At 64.8% G+C, this 17,174-nt stretch carries 17 protein-coding genes; 8 read left to right on the top strand and 9 right to left on the bottom strand.

Annotated features, from left to right (window positions below; translation table 11 throughout):
- Window positions 1–68 precede the first annotated feature (68 nt).
- The 7 genes from LV28_RS36605 (at window position 69) to LV28_RS36575 (ending at window position 6,310) form a co-directional block, all read left to right on the top strand.
- Window positions 69–1,622, top strand: coding sequence for a sensor domain-containing diguanylate cyclase (locus LV28_RS36605; protein WP_023596105.1), 1,554 nt, complete (start codon window positions 69–71; stop codon window positions 1,620–1,622).
- 362 nt (window positions 1,623–1,984) lie between these two features.
- Entirely contained in the window at window positions 1,985–2,944 is a 960-nt protein-coding gene (locus tag LV28_RS36600) for a BON domain-containing protein (RefSeq protein ID WP_048806338.1), read from the top strand.
- A 49-nt stretch (window positions 2,945–2,993) separates the two neighbouring features.
- Window positions 2,994–3,356, top strand: a complete 363-nt coding sequence (locus LV28_RS36595) for a BON domain-containing protein (RefSeq protein WP_023596103.1) — start codon at window positions 2,994–2,996, stop codon at window positions 3,354–3,356.
- A gap of 94 nt (window positions 3,357–3,450) precedes the next feature.
- On the top strand, window positions 3,451–3,876 hold the full coding sequence (locus LV28_RS36590; RefSeq protein WP_369798647.1) for a PRC-barrel domain-containing protein: 426 nt from the start codon (window positions 3,451–3,453) through the stop codon (window positions 3,874–3,876).
- Window positions 3,877–4,184: 308 nt separating this feature from the next.
- Entirely contained in the window at window positions 4,185–4,340 is a 156-nt protein-coding gene (locus LV28_RS36585) for a DUF3309 family protein (RefSeq protein ID WP_023596102.1), read from the top strand.
- Between the two features lie 139 nt (window positions 4,341–4,479).
- Window positions 4,480–4,722, top strand: coding sequence for a ChaB family protein (locus LV28_RS36580; RefSeq protein ID WP_023874243.1), 243 nt, complete (start codon window positions 4,480–4,482; stop codon window positions 4,720–4,722).
- Between the two features lie 415 nt (window positions 4,723–5,137).
- Window positions 5,138–6,310: an MFS transporter gene (locus tag LV28_RS36575; RefSeq protein WP_023874244.1), complete on the top strand. Its 1,173-nt coding sequence runs from the start codon at window positions 5,138–5,140 to the stop codon at window positions 6,308–6,310.
- On the opposite strand, the gene LV28_RS36570 is transcribed toward LV28_RS36575, so the two are convergent.
- The 5 genes from LV28_RS36570 to arfB form a co-directional block, all read right to left on the bottom strand.
- Window positions 6,208–7,629: an MATE family efflux transporter gene (locus LV28_RS36570; protein ID WP_023596098.1), complete on the bottom strand. Its 1,422-nt coding sequence runs from the start codon at window positions 7,627–7,629 to the stop codon at window positions 6,208–6,210. The genes LV28_RS36575 and LV28_RS36570 overlap by 103 nt on opposite strands.
- Window positions 7,630–7,835: 206 nt before the next feature.
- On the bottom strand, window positions 7,836–8,438 hold the full coding sequence (locus tag LV28_RS36565) for a DUF2239 family protein (protein ID WP_025249210.1): 603 nt from the start codon (window positions 8,436–8,438) through the stop codon (window positions 7,836–7,838).
- A gap of 125 nt (window positions 8,439–8,563) precedes the next feature.
- On the bottom strand, window positions 8,564–9,859 hold the full coding sequence (locus tag LV28_RS36560; RefSeq protein WP_023596096.1) for a type II toxin-antitoxin system HipA family toxin: 1,296 nt from the start codon (window positions 9,857–9,859) through the stop codon (window positions 8,564–8,566).
- 29 nt (window positions 9,860–9,888) lie between these two features.
- A complete protein-coding gene (locus tag LV28_RS36555; RefSeq protein WP_023596095.1) occupies window positions 9,889–10,185 on the bottom strand; it encodes a helix-turn-helix transcriptional regulator in 297 nt (98 codons plus the stop codon).
- A 114-nt stretch (window positions 10,186–10,299) separates the two neighbouring features.
- The gene (gene arfB, locus LV28_RS36550) at window positions 10,300–10,713 is read right to left on the bottom strand and encodes an alternative ribosome rescue aminoacyl-tRNA hydrolase ArfB (RefSeq protein WP_023596094.1); all 414 of its coding nucleotides are present in this window, start codon (window positions 10,711–10,713) and stop codon (window positions 10,300–10,302) included.
- Between the two features lie 553 nt (window positions 10,714–11,266).
- Here arfB and LV28_RS36545 point away from each other — a divergent pair.
- Window positions 11,267–11,881, top strand: coding sequence for a hypothetical protein (locus LV28_RS36545; protein WP_025249208.1), 615 nt, complete (start codon window positions 11,267–11,269; stop codon window positions 11,879–11,881).
- Between the two features lie 333 nt (window positions 11,882–12,214).
- On the opposite strand, the gene LV28_RS36540 is transcribed toward LV28_RS36545, so the two are convergent.
- Genes LV28_RS36540 through LV28_RS36525 form a run of 4 tightly spaced genes read right to left on the bottom strand, consistent with a single transcriptional unit; the run spans window position 12,215 to window position 17,165 of the window.
- Window positions 12,215–13,687: a heavy metal sensor histidine kinase gene (locus LV28_RS36540; protein WP_115344524.1), complete on the bottom strand. Its 1,473-nt coding sequence runs from the start codon at window positions 13,685–13,687 to the stop codon at window positions 12,215–12,217.
- A 41-nt stretch (window positions 13,688–13,728) separates the two neighbouring features.
- On the bottom strand, window positions 13,729–14,403 hold the full coding sequence (locus LV28_RS36535; protein WP_023596091.1) for a heavy metal response regulator transcription factor: 675 nt from the start codon (window positions 14,401–14,403) through the stop codon (window positions 13,729–13,731).
- 9 nt (window positions 14,404–14,412) lie between these two features.
- Window positions 14,413–15,867: an efflux transporter outer membrane subunit gene (locus LV28_RS36530; protein WP_038621039.1), complete on the bottom strand. Its 1,455-nt coding sequence runs from the start codon at window positions 15,865–15,867 to the stop codon at window positions 14,413–14,415.
- Window positions 15,868–15,911: 44 nt separating this feature from the next.
- Window positions 15,912–17,165, bottom strand: coding sequence for an efflux RND transporter periplasmic adaptor subunit (locus LV28_RS36525; RefSeq protein ID WP_038621041.1), 1,254 nt, complete (start codon window positions 17,163–17,165; stop codon window positions 15,912–15,914).
- Between the last annotated feature and the right edge of the window lie 9 nt (window positions 17,166–17,174).

The raw sequence follows: 17,174 nt of genomic DNA, 5'->3' as shown, positions 1-17,174 counted from the left end.
CGGCGTGCCGCGTGGGCAGCCCGATGCAGTGATCATCGCCGGGCGAGACTACAGGAGACGATGGAAGGATGTCGATGCAACGATGGCGGACGCGTATCGTGCTGCAGGTGAAGTCGGCGGTGCGGTGGGTCTCGCGCACGCCCACACTGATCGTCTGGAGTGGCGTGGGCATCTCCGCGCTGGTGACGGCGGTTGCCGTGGCGCTGCTCTACGAGGGCCGGTTGCTCGTGCTCGCGCGCGCGGCCGATAACCAGCGCAGTATCGCCGCTGTGCTCGAACGCGATCTGGAACTGAACTTCCAGCTCTACGAGGCTTCGCTCGACGCGGTGGTGAATCTGCTCGCGCGCCGCGACGTCGACGCGCTGTCGCCCGCCCTGCGTCGCGAACTGATCTTCGAGCGCTCGCGCGCCTCGCGCTATATTGGCTCGCTGGTGGTGCTCGATCCCCAGGGCAACATCGTGATCGATGCGGAGAGCGAAGTGCCGCGGCCGTACAACTTTGCCGATCGCGATTACTTTACGGTGCCCCGCGACGACCCCAATGAGGGCGTGTACATCAGCGGGTTCATCCGCTCACGCTTACGCGAGGGGCGGCCGACGATGGTGCTCAGCCGCCGGATCAGCCGGCCGGACGGTTCGTTCGGCGGTGTGGTCTCGCTGGCCGTCGACATCGACTACTTTCGGCAACTCTTCGATCATGTCGAGGTCGGCAAGGAAGGCGTGATCCTGTTGCTCGGCAAGGACGGCGCGATTCTGATGCGCAAGCCTTACGACGCCAGCGTGCTGGGCCTGACGATGGCGCAGACCGGTCGCTACGAAGCGCTCCCATCAGGCAACGACGACCAGCGAATCTATCCCATCCGTTTCCTCGGTCGCGAGAGCCTGCTGTCGCGCCGCATGCTCGGCAATGCGCCGCTCACGCTGATCGTGGTCACGTCGAGCAACGAAGCGCTGGCGCCGTGGCACAGACGCGCCGTCGAATTCGGCGCGCTCTTCGTGGTGCTCAACGTGGGTTTCATCTTGACGTCGATCTTGCTGGCCGCCCAGTTGCGGCGGCGCTTGCGCGCCGAGCGGGAGTTGCGTCTGCTGGCGCGGACCGACGGGCTGACCGGCCTGTCGAACCGGCGCTCGCTCGACAGGATTCTTGCCAGCGAATGGCGGCGAATGCGCCGCGCGAAGCGCTCGATGGCGGTGGCATTCGTGGATATCGACTGGTTCAAGCGCTACAACGATACGCAGGGCCACCAGGCGGGCGATGTGGCCCTCGCCGCGGTGGCCGGCGCCATTGGGGCGGCGCTCAATCGTCCGTCGGACGCGGCGGGCCGCTACGGCGGAGAAGAGTTCATCGCCGTGCTGCCGGATACCGACGCCGCAGGCGCAACGCGAGTTGCCGAAGCGATCCGGCATTCGGTGGAGCAACTGAATCTGGCGCATCCCTCGAGCGACTTCGGGCACGTGACGGTAAGTGTCGGCGTGGCATGCCGCCGGCCGCGAGGCAACGAAACCGTCGACGCGCTCGTCAAGGCGGCCGACGAGGCCCTCTATCGGGCCAAGGCAGCAGGACGGAATTGCGTTGTCGCGGCACCGTCGGACGCAACACCGACATCTTCGGACGCGGACTGAACCGGCGCGCCGAAGGCGAGGGAGGCGCCGCGCAATGCGGCGCCTGCGGCTGCCTGTAGGAATTCTCCGATGTTGCACGATCCGAAGGGCGCGATTCGTCCATACCCGGCCCCGCACCCATGCTCGAGCAAGACTTTTAGTAGGTCTTGCAGTCCTTTGATTTTCAAGCGCTTTGTCTATCGTTGAGATGGGGGCGTTTCGATGGCGTTTCTACGCATCGAAGCGTGCCAGCGTCCACCTACACATCTTTCAGATTCCGCCGATTCGCTTGGGAAACCTGGCTATCTACAATCGATTTCAACAGTTCGGATCCGAATGCAGAAGCCATTGCCGGGACCCGAGCGGCAGTCGAGGAGGTTGTCATGGCGAAGCGTACGCGTGCGGTGCCGTCGTTGCCCGACGAGGACGAGGGGATGCAGCACCAGCAGCATGCCCTCACGCATGAAGATGGAGACGCCGAGACGCACGGTGCGCAGGCGTCGGCATTCGACAACGAAAGCGAAGGGCAATCGCATGAGGCGCGCCAGTCGGTCGCCCGCGACGCGCAAATCGCCCATGCGCAGGCGCAATCGGATCCCGCCTGGTTGGGGGCGTCGTCCCCCAAGGCGGGCGAGGCGAAGCGCGTCGCAAAGGATTTGGCGGGCGGTCACGGGTATGCCCCGGAGATCGCTCATGGCGAGGAGAGCGGCTACGGGCCCGCGGATGCCGCACCGGGCGACCACCCGCGATTCGGGCGGCAAAGCGCATATGGACCGCACGACGATTACGCGGGCACGGGGCGGGATACCGCGGGCCAGGTACCGCCGGGCAGCAGCCTCTCGCAGGCCCGCCGGGTCGAATGGCCCGAGGGAACGGTCGGCGCCGACACGGCGCAACAGCATGCGAAGGCCGAACCGCGATCGGCGGGACAGGCGGGACAGGACGGACAGGCAAAAGGGAGTCGGGGCCGTAGCGGTGGGCAAGGGCGCGTGAGCGGGACGGCAGCAAAGGTGTCCGGTGTGTCGGGAGCGCCGCAGCAGACGGCTCATGCATCGGTTCAGGCCCGCTCGCGTGGCCCGTCGCCCTCCGATGTCGCCGTGCGGGAGCAGGTGCGCGCGGCCTTGCGCGACGCGCACGATCTGGACGTCTCGCACGTCGACGTGACGGTGACCTCGGGGCTGACCCTGCTCACGGGCCATGTGCCCGAACGATGGATGCAGCACGTCGTGCAGACCGTGGTCTCAAAAGTCCCCGGCGTGCGAGGCGTGGACAACCAGTTGCACGAACGCCGCGGCAAGGCCATGAGCCGGCCCGGCGAGAGTCAGGAGGGCCACAAGATCTGACGCGGCAACACCGCATTTGCTTTTTTCACTCAACTTCGGGAGGTCAACAATGAAACACGCCAATCTGCTCAAGCTCGTTATGGCCGGTGCGCTCGCAACGACCGGCATTGCCGCGCATGCCCTGGACCAGGGCGGGATCATCAAGATCGCCGACAACGCGACGGCAAGCGGTGCCATGGGCGATACCGGGCGCAAGATCGACGACGCCGCGCTGACCGCGAAGGTGAAGGCCGAGCTGCTCGCCAAGAAGGACGTGCCGTCGACCAAGGTCCACGTCACGACGCGCCATGGCGTGGTGCACCTGACCGGGTCGGTGCCGCAGTCGGCGCAGAGGACGCTGGTCGTGGATACGGTCAAGGGCGTTGACGGGGTTGTCGACGTCAAGGACGACATCAAGGTGTCGGGCAAGTAATCGCATTCTCGCCACGTCGAAGGCGCGCGAGGTCTCGCGATCCGCAAGCGCTCGCGCGTCCCCAATTCACTGGACGAAGGAGGAAATGATGACCATGCAATCCGAACGGGGACAAACGCCCCAATCAGGCGCCCGCATCGTTGGAACTTCGCACGAGTTGCCCGACGGTCCGGGCCCGTCGGTGATGGCCGCCGACTCGCTCGATGCCGAAGATGTGGTGAATCCCGCCGGGGAGAGCCTCGGCAAGGTCAAGCACATCATGCTCGATGTGCAGCGCGGCACGGTTGCCTACGCGGTGCTGTCGTTCGGCGGCTTTCTTGGCATGGGAGACAAGCTCTTCGCCATTCCCTGGCATGCGCTCCAGCTCGACGTCGAGCACAAGCGCTTCATTCTCAATCTCGACAAGGAGGCGCTCAAGAAGGCGCCCGGGTTCGACAAGGATCACTGGCCGAGCATGGCTGACATGCAATGGGCCGAACAGGTGCATACGTATTACACCGTCGACCCTTACTGGCATTGAGCGCGGCGAGACATTGCGCATGCCGGGTCAATTCGAATTTTGCCGGTTGACGCAGGCCCTCCGCCTGTACGCCCACCTGCCCGAGCCCCATGACCCGGGTAAGCCGCCGGGGACACCGCCGCCGAAATCGCCGCCCGATGACGACGAACCGACGCCGATGCCCCGCCCGACAGACCGCTGGATCCGCCCGTCGAGGAGCCGCCCACGCGGCCTCCCGGAAAATATGTTTCCGAGGGCAGGCGTGCTCGATGGGTTGGCGTGGTGGCGCGTTTGCTTCACTGAGGTCGGATCGGCAAGGGAGGAAAGTCATGCTTGGCACCATCCTGTTGATTGTTTTGATTCTTGCGTTGATCGGTGCGGTACCCGCCTGGCCGTATAGCCGCGGATGGGGCTACTACCCATCGGGCGGTATTGGGCTGATCGTGCTGATCGTCGTGTTGCTGGTGCTGATGGGGCACATATGAGCGAATGCGGCGGGGCCGGAACGTGCGGTGCCTGACATCGAAGCCGTACGAACGGCGTACGCAAAGTGTGCGTAAAGCGATTGGCGCGTTTGGATCGTGCTTGAGTTGCACGTGAATCGCATATGCAAGGAGGATCGTCATGCCTTATCGACAGACTCACGAACTGCCCGCGAGCGTCAAGGACCATTTGCCGTCTCATGCGCAGGAAATCTACTTGAAGGCCTTCAATTCCGCCTGGGACGAATACAAGGATCCCGGTGAGAGGCGGGATCATGAATCGCGCGAAGAAACGGCTCACAAAGTAGCGTGGACTGCTGTGAAAAAGACGTACGAGAAGGACGACAAGTCCGGTCAGTGGCACGCGAAGCAACATCACCACTGACGCTCGGGCCAGCGCGCGGTGCGACGCCGACGTGCGCGCGCCGCGATTCGTAGGCTTCGCAGACCCCCAATACGATTGCATCCGGTTCCCGCAACCGGAGCGCAACCGTACCTTGCCGGCCCACCCACTGGGCCGGTTTTTTTATGGGTGAATGCTGCGATGCGGTAATGTGGCGCGCAGCAATGGAGAAAGTCTCCGGATTTGTGAGGTTTTGGTAATGCTGCGTTGCACAGCGTTTCCTGCAGGTGGCGAAGTGTTGACGTAAAATCGGCACCCTCGAACGGGGTGGCGGCATTGCGTCGCCCCGATGCCGTTTTTCCTGCCGTCATCGACCGTCTGACCGGCGCCGCGCCGGCGGCCATCACCGAATCGCAATGAGCACCCCCAAGTTCTTCCCGCTGACGCGGATGAGGCCTTGCCGCCGTCGTCCATTCCTGTCTGGTTGTCATTCGTCGCACTCGCCATGGGCGGCTTCGGCATCGGCACGGGTGAGTTCGTGATCATGGGCTTGTTGCCCGACGTTGCCCGTGGGCTCGATATTTCCATACCGCAGGCGGGACATGCCATCAGTACCTATGCGCTCGGGGTGGTGATCGGCGCACCGTTGCTCGCGGTATTGGGGGTGCGATTGCCGCGCCGGGCCTTCCTGATCGCACTCATGGCGATGTTTGCCGTCGGTAATTTCGCCAGTGCACTGGCGCCGAACTACGTGGCGCTCATTGTGTTGCGCTTCCTGAGCGGCTTGCCGCATGGCACCTATTTCGGTGTGGCGGCCCTGGTGGGCGCGTCGCTCGTGCCGCCGCACCGGCGTGTTCATGCGGTGGGGCAGGTCATGCTCGGGCTCACATTGGCAACGCTTTTTGGTGTGCCGCTCGCTGCCGGTCTGGGCCAATGGCTTGGCTGGCGCGCGGCGTTCGTGCTGGTAGGTGTGATTGGCGCATTGACGGCTGTGATGGTCTGGCGGTGGGTACCGGACGCTCCGGCGCCGCACGGCGCCAGTCCGCTGCGCGAGCTGAGCGCACTGCGAAGCTCGCAAGTCTGGCTTACGCTGGGGATTGGCGCGATCGGGTTCGGCGGCATGTTCGCGGTGTTCAGCTATATCAAGCCCACGCTCATGCAGGTGGCGGGGGTACCCGAACCTTGGGTGCCGTTTTATCTGGCCCTGTTCGGTGTCGGCATGGTCGCCGGTACGGTCATCGGCCCGCGGCTGGTCGCCGCGGCGTCGCTCATGCGTGCCATCGGCGGCACGCTCATCTGGTCCGCGTTGCTGCTCGCGGCGTTCACCTTCACGTCGGCGAGCCCATGGCTGGCCGGCGTCAACGTGCTCGCGATCGGCACGATCATCATCATCGGGCCGGCGTTACAGATTCGGCTGATGGATGTTGCAGGGGAGGCCCAGACGCTCGCGGCGGCGCTCAACCATTCGGCGTTCAACATGGCCAACGCCGCCGGCGCATGGCTCGGCGGCGTGGCGATTTCGGCGGGCTACGGCTGGACGTCGACGGGCTGGGTCGGTGCCTTGCTGTCCTGTGCCGGCATGCTCATGTTCCTCTGGGCGCGCCATGATGCGCGCCGGAAGTTGCGGTAGCAAAGACTTTGCATTACCAGCGTTGCAATGAACGCCAGCGGATACGCCCACCAGATGCCCGGTAACCCGGCGATCCGCTCGAACATCACGGCGGCCGGCACCTCGACGCCCAGCAGCCCGAGGGCGCCGAGCAACATCGGCACCCAAACCTTGCCGCTGGCGCGCATCGCCCCCGTCAGGACGGCCGTCATCCCCATGACCAGCACGCTCCAGGCCACTGTATGGAGCAGGCGCGTGGCGAGAGCGAGCACCGCCGGATCGGTCAGGAAGCCACCCATGATTGTCGGTGCCGCCAGGTAGACCAGGGCGACCAGGCTGCCCGTGAGTCCCAGATTGCACAGCATGCCCGTGCGAACGATCGCGTCGACGCGATCGCCTCGGCCTGCGCCGATTGCATGCGCGCCAAGAATCGATGCCGTGATGCCCAGCGTCATGACCGGCAACTGCAGCCAGCCAAGCACCTGGGTGACGGCGCCATACGCGGCGGTCGCGTCAGCGCCGTGGCGGTTGATCATGCCGAGCAACAGCATCTCGGCGACGGCCATCGTCAGCATTTGCATGGCCGTTGGCACGCCGATGCGCAGAATGCCCCGCGCCAGCGCGGGATGCCATTTCACGTGGCGCCAGAATTTGGCCGCGAGCGCCAGCGGGTGGTTTTTGCGACGCCAGTAAGCGGCCATCCAGAGCAGCGAAATCCCGAACGCGAGCAAGGTTGAGGCGGCGGCGCTGGTCGCACCCAACGGCGGCAGCGGCCCCCATCCGAAAATGAACGCCGGCGTGAGAATCAGCGACAGCAGCGTGGCGACGAGCAGGGCGAAGAGCGGCGAAATGGCGTCGCCGGTACCGCGACTCATCGACGTCGTGAGCCATAGCGCGAAAACCACGGGCATGCCGATGAACATCCATCGGGCGTAATCGGTCGCCGCGTCGAATACGCGAGCGGGTGTGCCCAGGGCGTGCATGATGGGTGTCGCGAGCAGGCCACCAAGCACGCTGACGGCAACGCCCGCAGCCAACATCATCATCAGCGCAGTACTCGCGATGTTGCGCACGCGAACCACGTCGCGCGCCCCCCAGGCCTGCCCGATCATCACGGTGGCGCCGGCCGACAGACCGATCACGATCGCCAGCAAAAAGAAGAAGACGGGAAAGAATGCCGAGACCGCGGCGATGGCATCGGTGCCGATCAGATGGCCGAGATAGACGCCGTCGACGGTACCCGCCAGGGACTGTAGCGCGTTGGTCATCATCATCGGCAGGGCAATCAGTAGCCAGGTGCGCCAAAGCGGGCGGGGTGGGGAAGCAAGCGGTGGTGTCATGATGAGGCGATCCTTGATCGTGGGGGGATGGGGAGAAGCGGCGCGAAGCCGTGTGCCAAACGACAGGCAAAGCGAGGCCCGTCCGGTGCGGCGGTCCGCCGGTGCATGGGGTGTTCGGATCAGTGGGGCGGTCGTTGACCGGCGCCCCGGCGATCAGACCGGGGACGCCAGGGTCACGTCGTCATACGGTGCGGCGATGGCGGGGACTACGCGACGTCGTCTGCCAGATCGTCCATGGAGGCCAGTCGCAGCAGATGGCTGCGAACGTCATCGGGCCATGCCGCGATCCGCATGCCGAACGCATCGAGATCGTGCGCGAAGAGCGCGCGTGAAGCCTCTTCGAACTCCGGCAGATCTCCGGCCATTGTGGACATGAAGCTGTAGGTCCGTGCCTGCGCTCGCCTGCGCAGGTCGCGCCCGGCATGTTGGCGACGCGCTTCGTCGACCAGCTTGCGCAGCGCGACCGAGGCGCCGCCCGGTTGCTCGGCCAACCAGTCCCAGTGTCTCGGCAGCAGCGTGACTTCGCGCGCGACCACGCCAAGCTTCGGGCGGCCGCGTCCCTTGGCGGGCGCGTCCTCCGGAGGCGGCGCGGCGTCGTGCGGCGCCGGGTAGCGTGCGCGAATGTCGGCAGCGGTGCCGCGCACGTCGACATCGCGCGTATCGCCGGTGCGATCGTCGAAAATCAGCACGCTGGCGTGCGGGTCGGCGATCAGTGCCTGCTGGCAGGCGATGGCGGCATCGGCGAGCGAGCCCGACGCAATACGGCGCGAGTCGCGAAAGACGGTATATCCGAGTGAAGCAGAGGGCACGGCAGACTCCGGTAACGATGACATGAATGTCGATACCGACGAATATTACCCGGGTGTTAATTGATTTTCAATATTACCCGGGTAATATTTTTTGGATCTGTTGTGCTCGGCAAACGTCGGCCAGCTCAGGCAGTCAGGGCGACGCCGCCATTCAGGCGCTCAAGCACCGTCGCGCGTACGGCGGGAGGTGCGTTCTCTAGCAGTGCCGGCCATCTTTCCTGGGCGTCGCGCACCGTTTCGCGCGCGATTGCCGTCAGCCGGCTCACGCGAAGCAGGCCGGCGCCTTTGAGCAGACCGTCGAGCGCGGTCCAGTCGAATGCCCGCAAGGTCTTGTCGATGGCCCGGTTCACGCCGTAGTGCGACTCGGGCACGTCATGGAAGAAGGCAGCAACGCACACGGGATCGTAGACGGGGGCCAATTGCGGTGTATGGGCGTCGGGATACGTCAACGCCCAGTTCTTGAGGTGGGCATCGGTGTTGCCGATCAGAATGAAGGCGATCAGGCGTCGCAGGAACTCTCGCACATCGCGAACGGGTTGTGCGGACAACTGGTCCAGCACCCGCAGCATCGTCGTGTAGTCGACGTTCAGGCCACGCCCGTATTTGCTTCGCGGCGGGTATTGCAGCACCTGGGCGAACTCTTCCATGTGCACGCGCCGTCCGTCGGCCAGACGGTCGAAACGCGGCACGGCGAGGATGTGTTCGAACGGCACTTGCTCCGGTAACTCCGCGTCGCGCCGAGAGACGATCTCGGCCTTGGCGCAGTCCAGTCCCAGGGCTTCGCAGAGCTGATAGCCCGTGTATTCGTTCTCCACGAGATCGGGGTGGCGTGTCGTCGGCAACTTGAGAATGACCGATCCCGCGCGACCGTGGCGCTTCACGACATAGCGCCGTCCGTCGCGAATCGCCGAGAACTTCGTCACGACGCCGGGCAGCGACGCGGCATCTTCCACCGGCGTGTCCACGAAGCCGGGTTCCACCATTTCGAGGCCGAGCGCCGTGTGCCACCGATGGACGACGTCGGGCACGCCTTCGCGTTCCGGGACCGGCTCGACTTCGAACGCCCCCATCAGATCGTGGCCGGCGGCCGCCAACAATTCGAATTCGTCATCAGGCGGGCAACGGCGCTCGGCGGCGAGCCGTTCCCGATTGTGTCCTTCGGGCAACAAATTCTCGAAGTAGACAGGCCAGCGGCCGTCGGTACGCACGAGACGGGCATCATGCGGTGACGCCAGAATCTCTCGCGTGGCGGTTTCATTGGCACCGCGATAGGCGAGCGAGAGCACTGGCCGCTGAGCATCGGCAATGTAGTCCTCATCGAACGACATGCGCAGGATGTCGCCGTATTGCGACAGATATCCGATCGCGCGACGTGTGCCGTCGGGCATGTACAGGTAGGCGCGCAGATATTTGATGTTCATAGGCGGGAAGTCCGATGCGGGGCCTCGGGTCAGCCGGCGAGCGTCTCGACGATGGAGGGCGGGGCGGACACGCCGCTCGGTTGGGCGAGATATTTGCCGCCGGAGCGCAGAAAGGCCTCGACTTCATGCCGCAGGGTGGCAGGTACGAGCATGGGCTCGAGGCCGAGCGCGCGCGCCATCTCCAGAACGGTGGACACGCGGGGGTCGAGGGCGCCGGACTCCACTTTTTGCACGGTCATGCGTGACAGTCCCGCCAGATCGGCCAACTCCGCCTGTGTGAGCGCAGCCGCCTTTCGGGCCGCAATCAACGGTTCGATAAAGCTCATGATAATTAGCATTATTCAGAAAATGATGCTTTATATTAGCATCAATCTTGCTGGCTGCCATCGAAAAGATAGTGGTTATTATCTTTTTTCGATAAAAGCTAACTATGATGATCTTTAGTCGTGACTCGCGTGAATCTTGCCTCGCGACGCTTTCACGCGCGAGCGCACCTGCTTGGCATCGCGACGGCGCACCTGACTGGCGAGCGTGGGGCGGGTAGGGACGCGGCGTCGCGGCGGCACGGCCGCCGCGTCGACCAGTGCCTGGAGACGCGCGAGCGCGTCGGCCCGGTTCAGTTCCTGCGAGCGGTGCTGCTGGGCCTTGATGACGATGACGCCTTCCTGCGTGATGCGTTGATCGAGTCGGGAAAGCAGACGTGACTTGACGTCGTCGGGCAGGGACGAGCGCATTACGTCGAAGCGAAGGTGAATGGCGCTGGAGACCTTGTTGACATTCTGGCCACCCGCGCCCTGGGCGCGCATGGCAGTGAGTTCAACATCTTCGGGCGCGATGAGGATGCGACGGTTCATGTCGCAAGGATAACGTTCTCGCTGTCGTCGGTACAAGCGGCATCGCAGGAATCTCCCCCGGCGCTTTCCGGAAAAAATTCCCGCCTGGCCTTCGAGACGGGGCAGCGGAGCAAGCGGTATCGGAATGAAAAGTAATTTGGATGACAAATTTTATGGAAATTTTCAATCATCCGAAAGAGCCAAGGATTTCTTGAATGCCAAAGGTGATTCTGTAACAAATTGTGTCTGGCATCTGAAGGGCCAAGAAAAAATTTCCCTTCTGGAGTGGAAGAAGTTTGATTTGCATCAAGTAATGATATTTTTATGTTTTGAAAATCATGAATTTGCCTGATTTGCAGGCGAGATTTTCATGGTGACCCGGGCGCGGCAGGCAATACTGGCATTTGGCATGCAGCTTAAAATTGCATCGCGGATTTGAAATATTTTGTTACTATCCGATGGAAACATCGCGATTGTTTTGACGGGCGATCGGACGGATGTTTTATTTTGGACAATTAATTAAAATGCAATCAGAAATGCGGAATCGCATGCATTGATAACAAAAGGACATTCCATGAAGCTCACGCAAACCATGATTCTTGCTGGTCTGTTGTCGTTGGGAACGTTGGCGCACGCACAGGAGCCTGTGCGTCCCGCGCCAATCGTCGCGGGCGGCATCGTCGAGTTCCGTACCACGCTGCTCGGCGTCGATACCAGGAAGCGCACCATTCAGGTCGCGGACGACCGTGGCAAGCCGGTGACCTTCATCGTCGGCCCGGACGTGAAGAACTTCGAGCAGATGCGCAAGGGCGACAAGGTTGTCGTGGCGTATCGGCGCTCCGTGGCCATCTCCGTCACGCCCGGCAACGACGGGATTCGCAGCCGCGTGCTGACCGAAGGCGCTGATCGCGCGGCACCGGGGCAGCGACCGGGCGCTGACGCCGCGCGCAACCTGACGGTCGTGGCCACCGTTCAGAAGATCGACCGCAACGCGAACGTCATCACGGTGCGCGGTCCCTCGCGCACCGTGGATGTCGCCGTTGAAGATCCCAAGCTGCTGGAAGGGGTGAAAGTGGGCGATACCGTGACAGTGAACTACACCGAGGCCGTTGCCCTGGCCGTCACGCAAGCTCCGGACGCCAAGCGCAAGTGGGTGCCGCCGGTTCCGGCATCCGCGCCGAAGCCCTGAGCGCTCCCGGCGAGCACCCCCCGACGGCATGGGCGAGTGCGGCTGCTGTCACGGCCGTCTCGCCGGCATCGCCAGTCAGGCGAGCCGGCGAGACGACGCCCCCTGGTAAAGCTGGCGTCCCGGAGATCGCCATGGCACGGTCTGCCTTGAAGTTCGACGATGGCACCTACGTCGCCTTGCTCGCCGCCGCCCGCGATGCGGACACGGCGCACCCTCACGACAACCCCGCATTTCTCGACGCGTTCCTGTCCGATGCCTGGCTCGCCGCGCATCGGATCTACGGCGCCCAGCGCACACCGGATCGCACGCCGACACCGTGGGCGGCCGAAGATCTCACGGCGTTTGACGCGCAACGGGCGCTGGCACGCCCGCGCTCTCATGCCCCTGGGAGAAAAGGGGGAGATCGCCGGCGGGCCTTCCCGTCCCGCGCCCCGTGGCGATCGAAAACCCGAAGGTATTGAGACCGTCGGCGCTGCGCGCCCAGACGGTGCCGCCATGCATCTCCGCGATTGCCTTGACGATCGCCAACCCCAGACCGTGGTTCTCGCGGCTGTTCGTGCGCGACGGCTCCGCCCGGAAGAAGCGATCGAACAGGTGTCGAAGCACCTCGCGGGGGATGGGCGCCCCGGGGTTGACCACCTCGATGCGCACCTGACCGGCATCCTCGGTTCCGGCGGCGAGCGGCGTGATGTGGACATCGATATTGGCGCCGGGCGCGCAGTGTTCGACGGCGTTCATGACCAGATTGGCCAGCGCACGTCCGAACAGCGCCTTGTTGACCTGGGCAAACGCCGCGCCGTGCAAGCGCGCGGTGACCCGGGCTTCTTCCAGCGGAATTTCGAGAAACTCCAGCGTATGGGCAGCTTCGCTCGCCAGCGACAGCCCGGTGAGGCCCGTGGCTCGCTCGCCCTGGTCGGCGCGCGACAGGAAGAGCATGTCGTTGATGATGGTGCGCATGCGCCCGAGCTCTTCCAGGTTGGATTGCAGCAGCACGCGAAGGTCCTCGACCGGCCGCTCGCGCGTGAGCGCGACTTCGGTCTGGCCGATCAGGATGGTGACTGGCGTGCGCAGTTCGTGCGCCACGTCGGCGTTGAACGATTCCAGACGCTCGTATGCGCTGTCGAGGCGGGCCAGCGCGCCGTTGAACGAGTGGGCGAGGTCGTTGAGCTCCACCGGCAGTGAGCGCGTGTCGAGTCGCTGTGACCGGTTGTCTGGGCGGATTTCGGAAGCCTCGCGCGTGAGCCGGGTCAGTGGCGCGAGCCCGAGTCTCGTGACCGAATAGCTGAGGATCAGCACCGCCAGGCTGCCGAGTGCCGACAGCGCGGCCAGCCCCAGCCCGAAGGCGCGCAGCGTGCGCTCATTGGGCGAATAGCTGGCGGCCACCTGTAGTGTGACGGCGGGGCGAGTGCCATACGGCGGCAGAATTTCGCGCGTGGTCAGCATGTCGTCGTCCCCCTCGTCCGGCCGCAGCCGCACGTAGCCGTTCGACAGTCGCTTGACGAACATCCCGATCACCGGCGTGCCATAGGTGTAATTCGGGTCATCGCTCGTCACGGCATAAGTGGTGGTGCCGTCGCGCGGCGTCATGTCGCTCAGCTTCTCTCGTACCAACTGCCACTTCTCGGGCGTGCTGCCGTGATAGACGATGATATGGGCGATCTGGGCCCGGTCGTCGAGCGACTCGCGCAGGTGCCGCTCGAGCTGGACGCGCAGCATCACGTCGAGGGCGGCGCCCACCAACGCGAACACCGACAGCGCGACCACGGCGAACATGGCGGCGAGGCGGCGCGAGATCGAGTGTTTCACCATGAGGCGCGATGCGTTGGGCGTATCCGGGCGCGTGGCGCTCAGGCCTCGCGCACCTCCAGCACGTAGCCCATGCCGCGAACCGTGTGCAGCAGTTTCGTCTGAAACGGGCCGTCGAGCTTGGCGCGCAAGCGCTTGATCGCGGTTTCCACCACGTTCGTGTGGCTGTCGAAGTTCACGTCCCAGACCAGTTCCGTGATGGCCGTCTTCGACAGGATGTCGCCCTGACGCCGTGCCAGGACCGAAAGCAACTGGAATTCCTTGGCCGTGAGATCGAGCCGCTGGCCCTCGCGCGAGGCGCGCCGGCCGATCAGGTCGACATAGAGGTCCCCGACCGAGATCAGCGTCGACTCCTGTACACGCGTGCGGCGTGCCAGTGCGTGGAGCCGCTCCACCAGTTCGATGAAAGAGAACGGCTTGGTGAGGTAGTCGTCCGCGCCTTCGCGCAGGCCGCGCACGCGATCGTTCACATGATCGCGTGCCGTGAGCATGATGACAGGCGTGGACTTTCGCTCGCGCAGCGAGCCGAGCACGGCGAAGCCGTCGCGCTTGGGGAGCATGACGTCGAGCACGATCACGTCGTAGTCGAACTCGAGTGCCAGATGCGTGCCTTCCTCGCCATCGAGCGCCACATCGACCACCCACCCTTGCTCGGTCAGCCCCGTGCGCAGGTAGTCCACGACCTTGTGTTCGTCTTCAACGATCAGTACTTTCATTTCGTCACCTCATCTTTGCGCATTATACGAGTCAGAGGATGCGTCCGAAGGTTGCCATCCGCCGCCCAGCGCCTTGATAAGCGCCACCGACAGCACCCATTGCTGCACGCGAATCTGGACGTCCTGACGCTCGCTCGCGAGCAGCGCCTGTTGCGCCGTGATCACGCTCAGATAGGCGGTGAGGCCGCCCGAATAGCGATCGTTGGCCAGACTCAGCAGCCGCTGGGCGTCGACCACCGCGGCCCGCGATTCATGTGCGGCGGCGTCGAGCACCGACAGCCCGCTCACGCCGTCCTGCACTTGCTCGAAGGCGGTGAGTACCGTCTGGCGGTAGTTCGCCTCAACGGCGCGGTAGCCCGCGCTGGCGTAATCGACCCCCGCCTGACGGCGTCCGCTATCGAAGATCGCCTGCGTGGCCATCGTCCCCAGCGTCCAGAGCAGACTTGGCGCCGAGAGGAGGTTGGCGAACTCCGTGCTTTGCCAGCCGATGCCCGGATTGAGCGTCAGGCTGGGGAAGAACGCCGCTTTCGCCACGCCGATCTGCGCGTTCGCGGCGGCCATGCTGCGCTCGGCGGAGGCCACGTCCGGGCGCCGCTGCAGCACGTCGCTCGGCACGCCGAGCGGAATCGGCGGCAGCGACGCGGGTAACGCTCCCACCGGCACGGAGAAGGCAGGGGCGGGCACGCCGACGAGCGCGGCAATCGCGTGCTCGTACTGGTCGCGCTGCTGATGAAGCAACCTGGCCTGCACGCGCGTTGCGTCGAGCTGCGATTTTTGCTGGAGAACGTCCAGTCCCGAGACCGCCCCCAGATCGTGCTGCGCGCCCACGTAATCGAGCGCGCGCTGTTGTAGCGCCACCGATTCGTCGAGCACGCGGATCTCGGCATCGAGCCCGCGCAACTGGAAATAGGCACTCGCCAGTTGCGTCGTGAGGACCAACCTGGCATTGGCGAGATCATCGCCCGCCTGTTCGGCGCTCGCCCGCGCGCCCTCGACCTGACGGCGGATTCGCCCGAAGAGATCGGTATCGTATGACACGCCAAGGCCGATCTGCACGTTGTTCTGCACCGTCGACATGCTTGCCGACGAATAACTCGTGAGCGGACGGTTTGCCGAAATGCGCTGTCGCGCCAGTCCGACAGATGCGTCGATCTCGGGGAGACGCTGGGCGGAGACACCCGCCAGCGCGGCCTGCGCCTGGTCGTAGTGCGCCACGGCGGCGGCGAGCGTCTGGTTGCGCGAAAGCGCCTGCGTCTCGAGCGCGTCGAGCGCGGGTTCGTCGAACGCCTTCCACCAGTCGGGCTGCAACGGTGCGTGCGATGGCTGCGCGAGTCGCCAGAATCCGTCGGTCTTCCAGCCGGGCGGGGCGGCAACGTCGGGCCGATGGTAGTCGGGACCGACCGCACACCCCGCGAGCGCCGCCGCGGCGGCGAACACCGATGCGCATGACCGAAGGCAGGCCAATCGTCTCGAATGTCCCGGCCGCTTGGCGCGGTGCGTGCCGAGGGTCACGATTTGTCTCCCTGCGACGTGCCCGACGCCCGGCCGCCGGTCGGCCCCTTGACGGCCAGCGCCTTGGCCATCACGTGGTCGCCGTCGTCGATCGAGTCGCTCGGGTTGACAATGACGCGATCAGTAGCCGATACGCCGTCGGCGAGTTCCAGCGTCTGTCCGAGGTCCCGCGCAATCACGATCTTGTTCAGATGCACGATGCCCCGATCGTCCACGACCGCCACGCGCGGGCCTTCCGCGCGAAACAGCAACGCATTGGCGGGCACGCTCAGATGCGCCTGCGTGGTATTGGGCAACGCCAGTTGCACGTAGGCGCCCGGGCGCAATTCGTTGTCGGGGTTGGGCAGCGCCGCTTCGATTTGCAGCGAGCGCGTCGCCACGTCGATGGCTCCGGAAACGTGGGTGATCCTGCCGTGGAAATGCCGGCCGGGCAGTTCGGCCTGCGTGACCACCACAGGCTGGCCGACCGCCACGCCTTGCGCATAGGCCTGCGGCACCTGGACGTAGACCCGCAGCGGGTCCGTCTGTGCCAGCGAGAACAGCGCGCGGCTGTTGCCGCTGCCGGCATCGATGAGATCGCCGACGTCGACGTTGCGCTGCGTGATCACGCCATCGAACGGGGCCACGATCCGCTTGAACGATTCCAGCTGCTGCAGCCGTTTGACGTTGGCGTCGGCCGCGGCGAGATTCGCCATTCCTTGCGTGTAGGCGCTCTGACGCTCGTCGAGTTCCTGCTGGGAGACGGCATCGCGCTGGCGCAGTTGCTGCCACCGCTCGAGCGACGATTTCGCGAGCCCCAGGCTGGCGTTGATCTGGTTGCGCTGGGCGATGGCCTGGGCGAGCTCCTGGTCGATTTCCGGTGTGTCGAGATCGGCCAGCAACTGCCCCGACTTCACGCGCGCGCCAATGTCGACATAGCGGTGCAGCAGATAGCCAGTCGCCCGGGCGTAAATCGGCGACTCGACGGCGCCGCGCAGCGTGGCGGGCAGCACGGTCTCGCTCGCGGCGCTGGCATGCGGCGTGACAACGCTCACGTACTGCCTGGCGTTTTCCAGCGTGGCGCTGGCCACGGCCCGTCGCTGGAGCACGTTGGCGACGATGGTGCGCGCGGCACCCGCCGCAAGCAGCAACGCCACGACAATCAGCACGATTTTCGCGCGGCGGAATTCACCCTGGCGCGGCGGAATCTGCCTGCCGTCGGCGGGGTCGTGCTCCGGAATGGCCAGTTCGGCGTGATGTTTCTCGGTCATGTCGTTCAA

The organism is Pandoraea pnomenusa (assembly GCF_000767615.3).
In the GTDB taxonomy this organism is placed as follows: domain Bacteria; phylum Pseudomonadota; class Gammaproteobacteria; order Burkholderiales; family Burkholderiaceae; genus Pandoraea; species Pandoraea pnomenusa.
The sequence above is the reverse complement of the archived record's forward strand: the minus strand, read 5'-3'. Positions and strand labels throughout refer to the sequence as shown.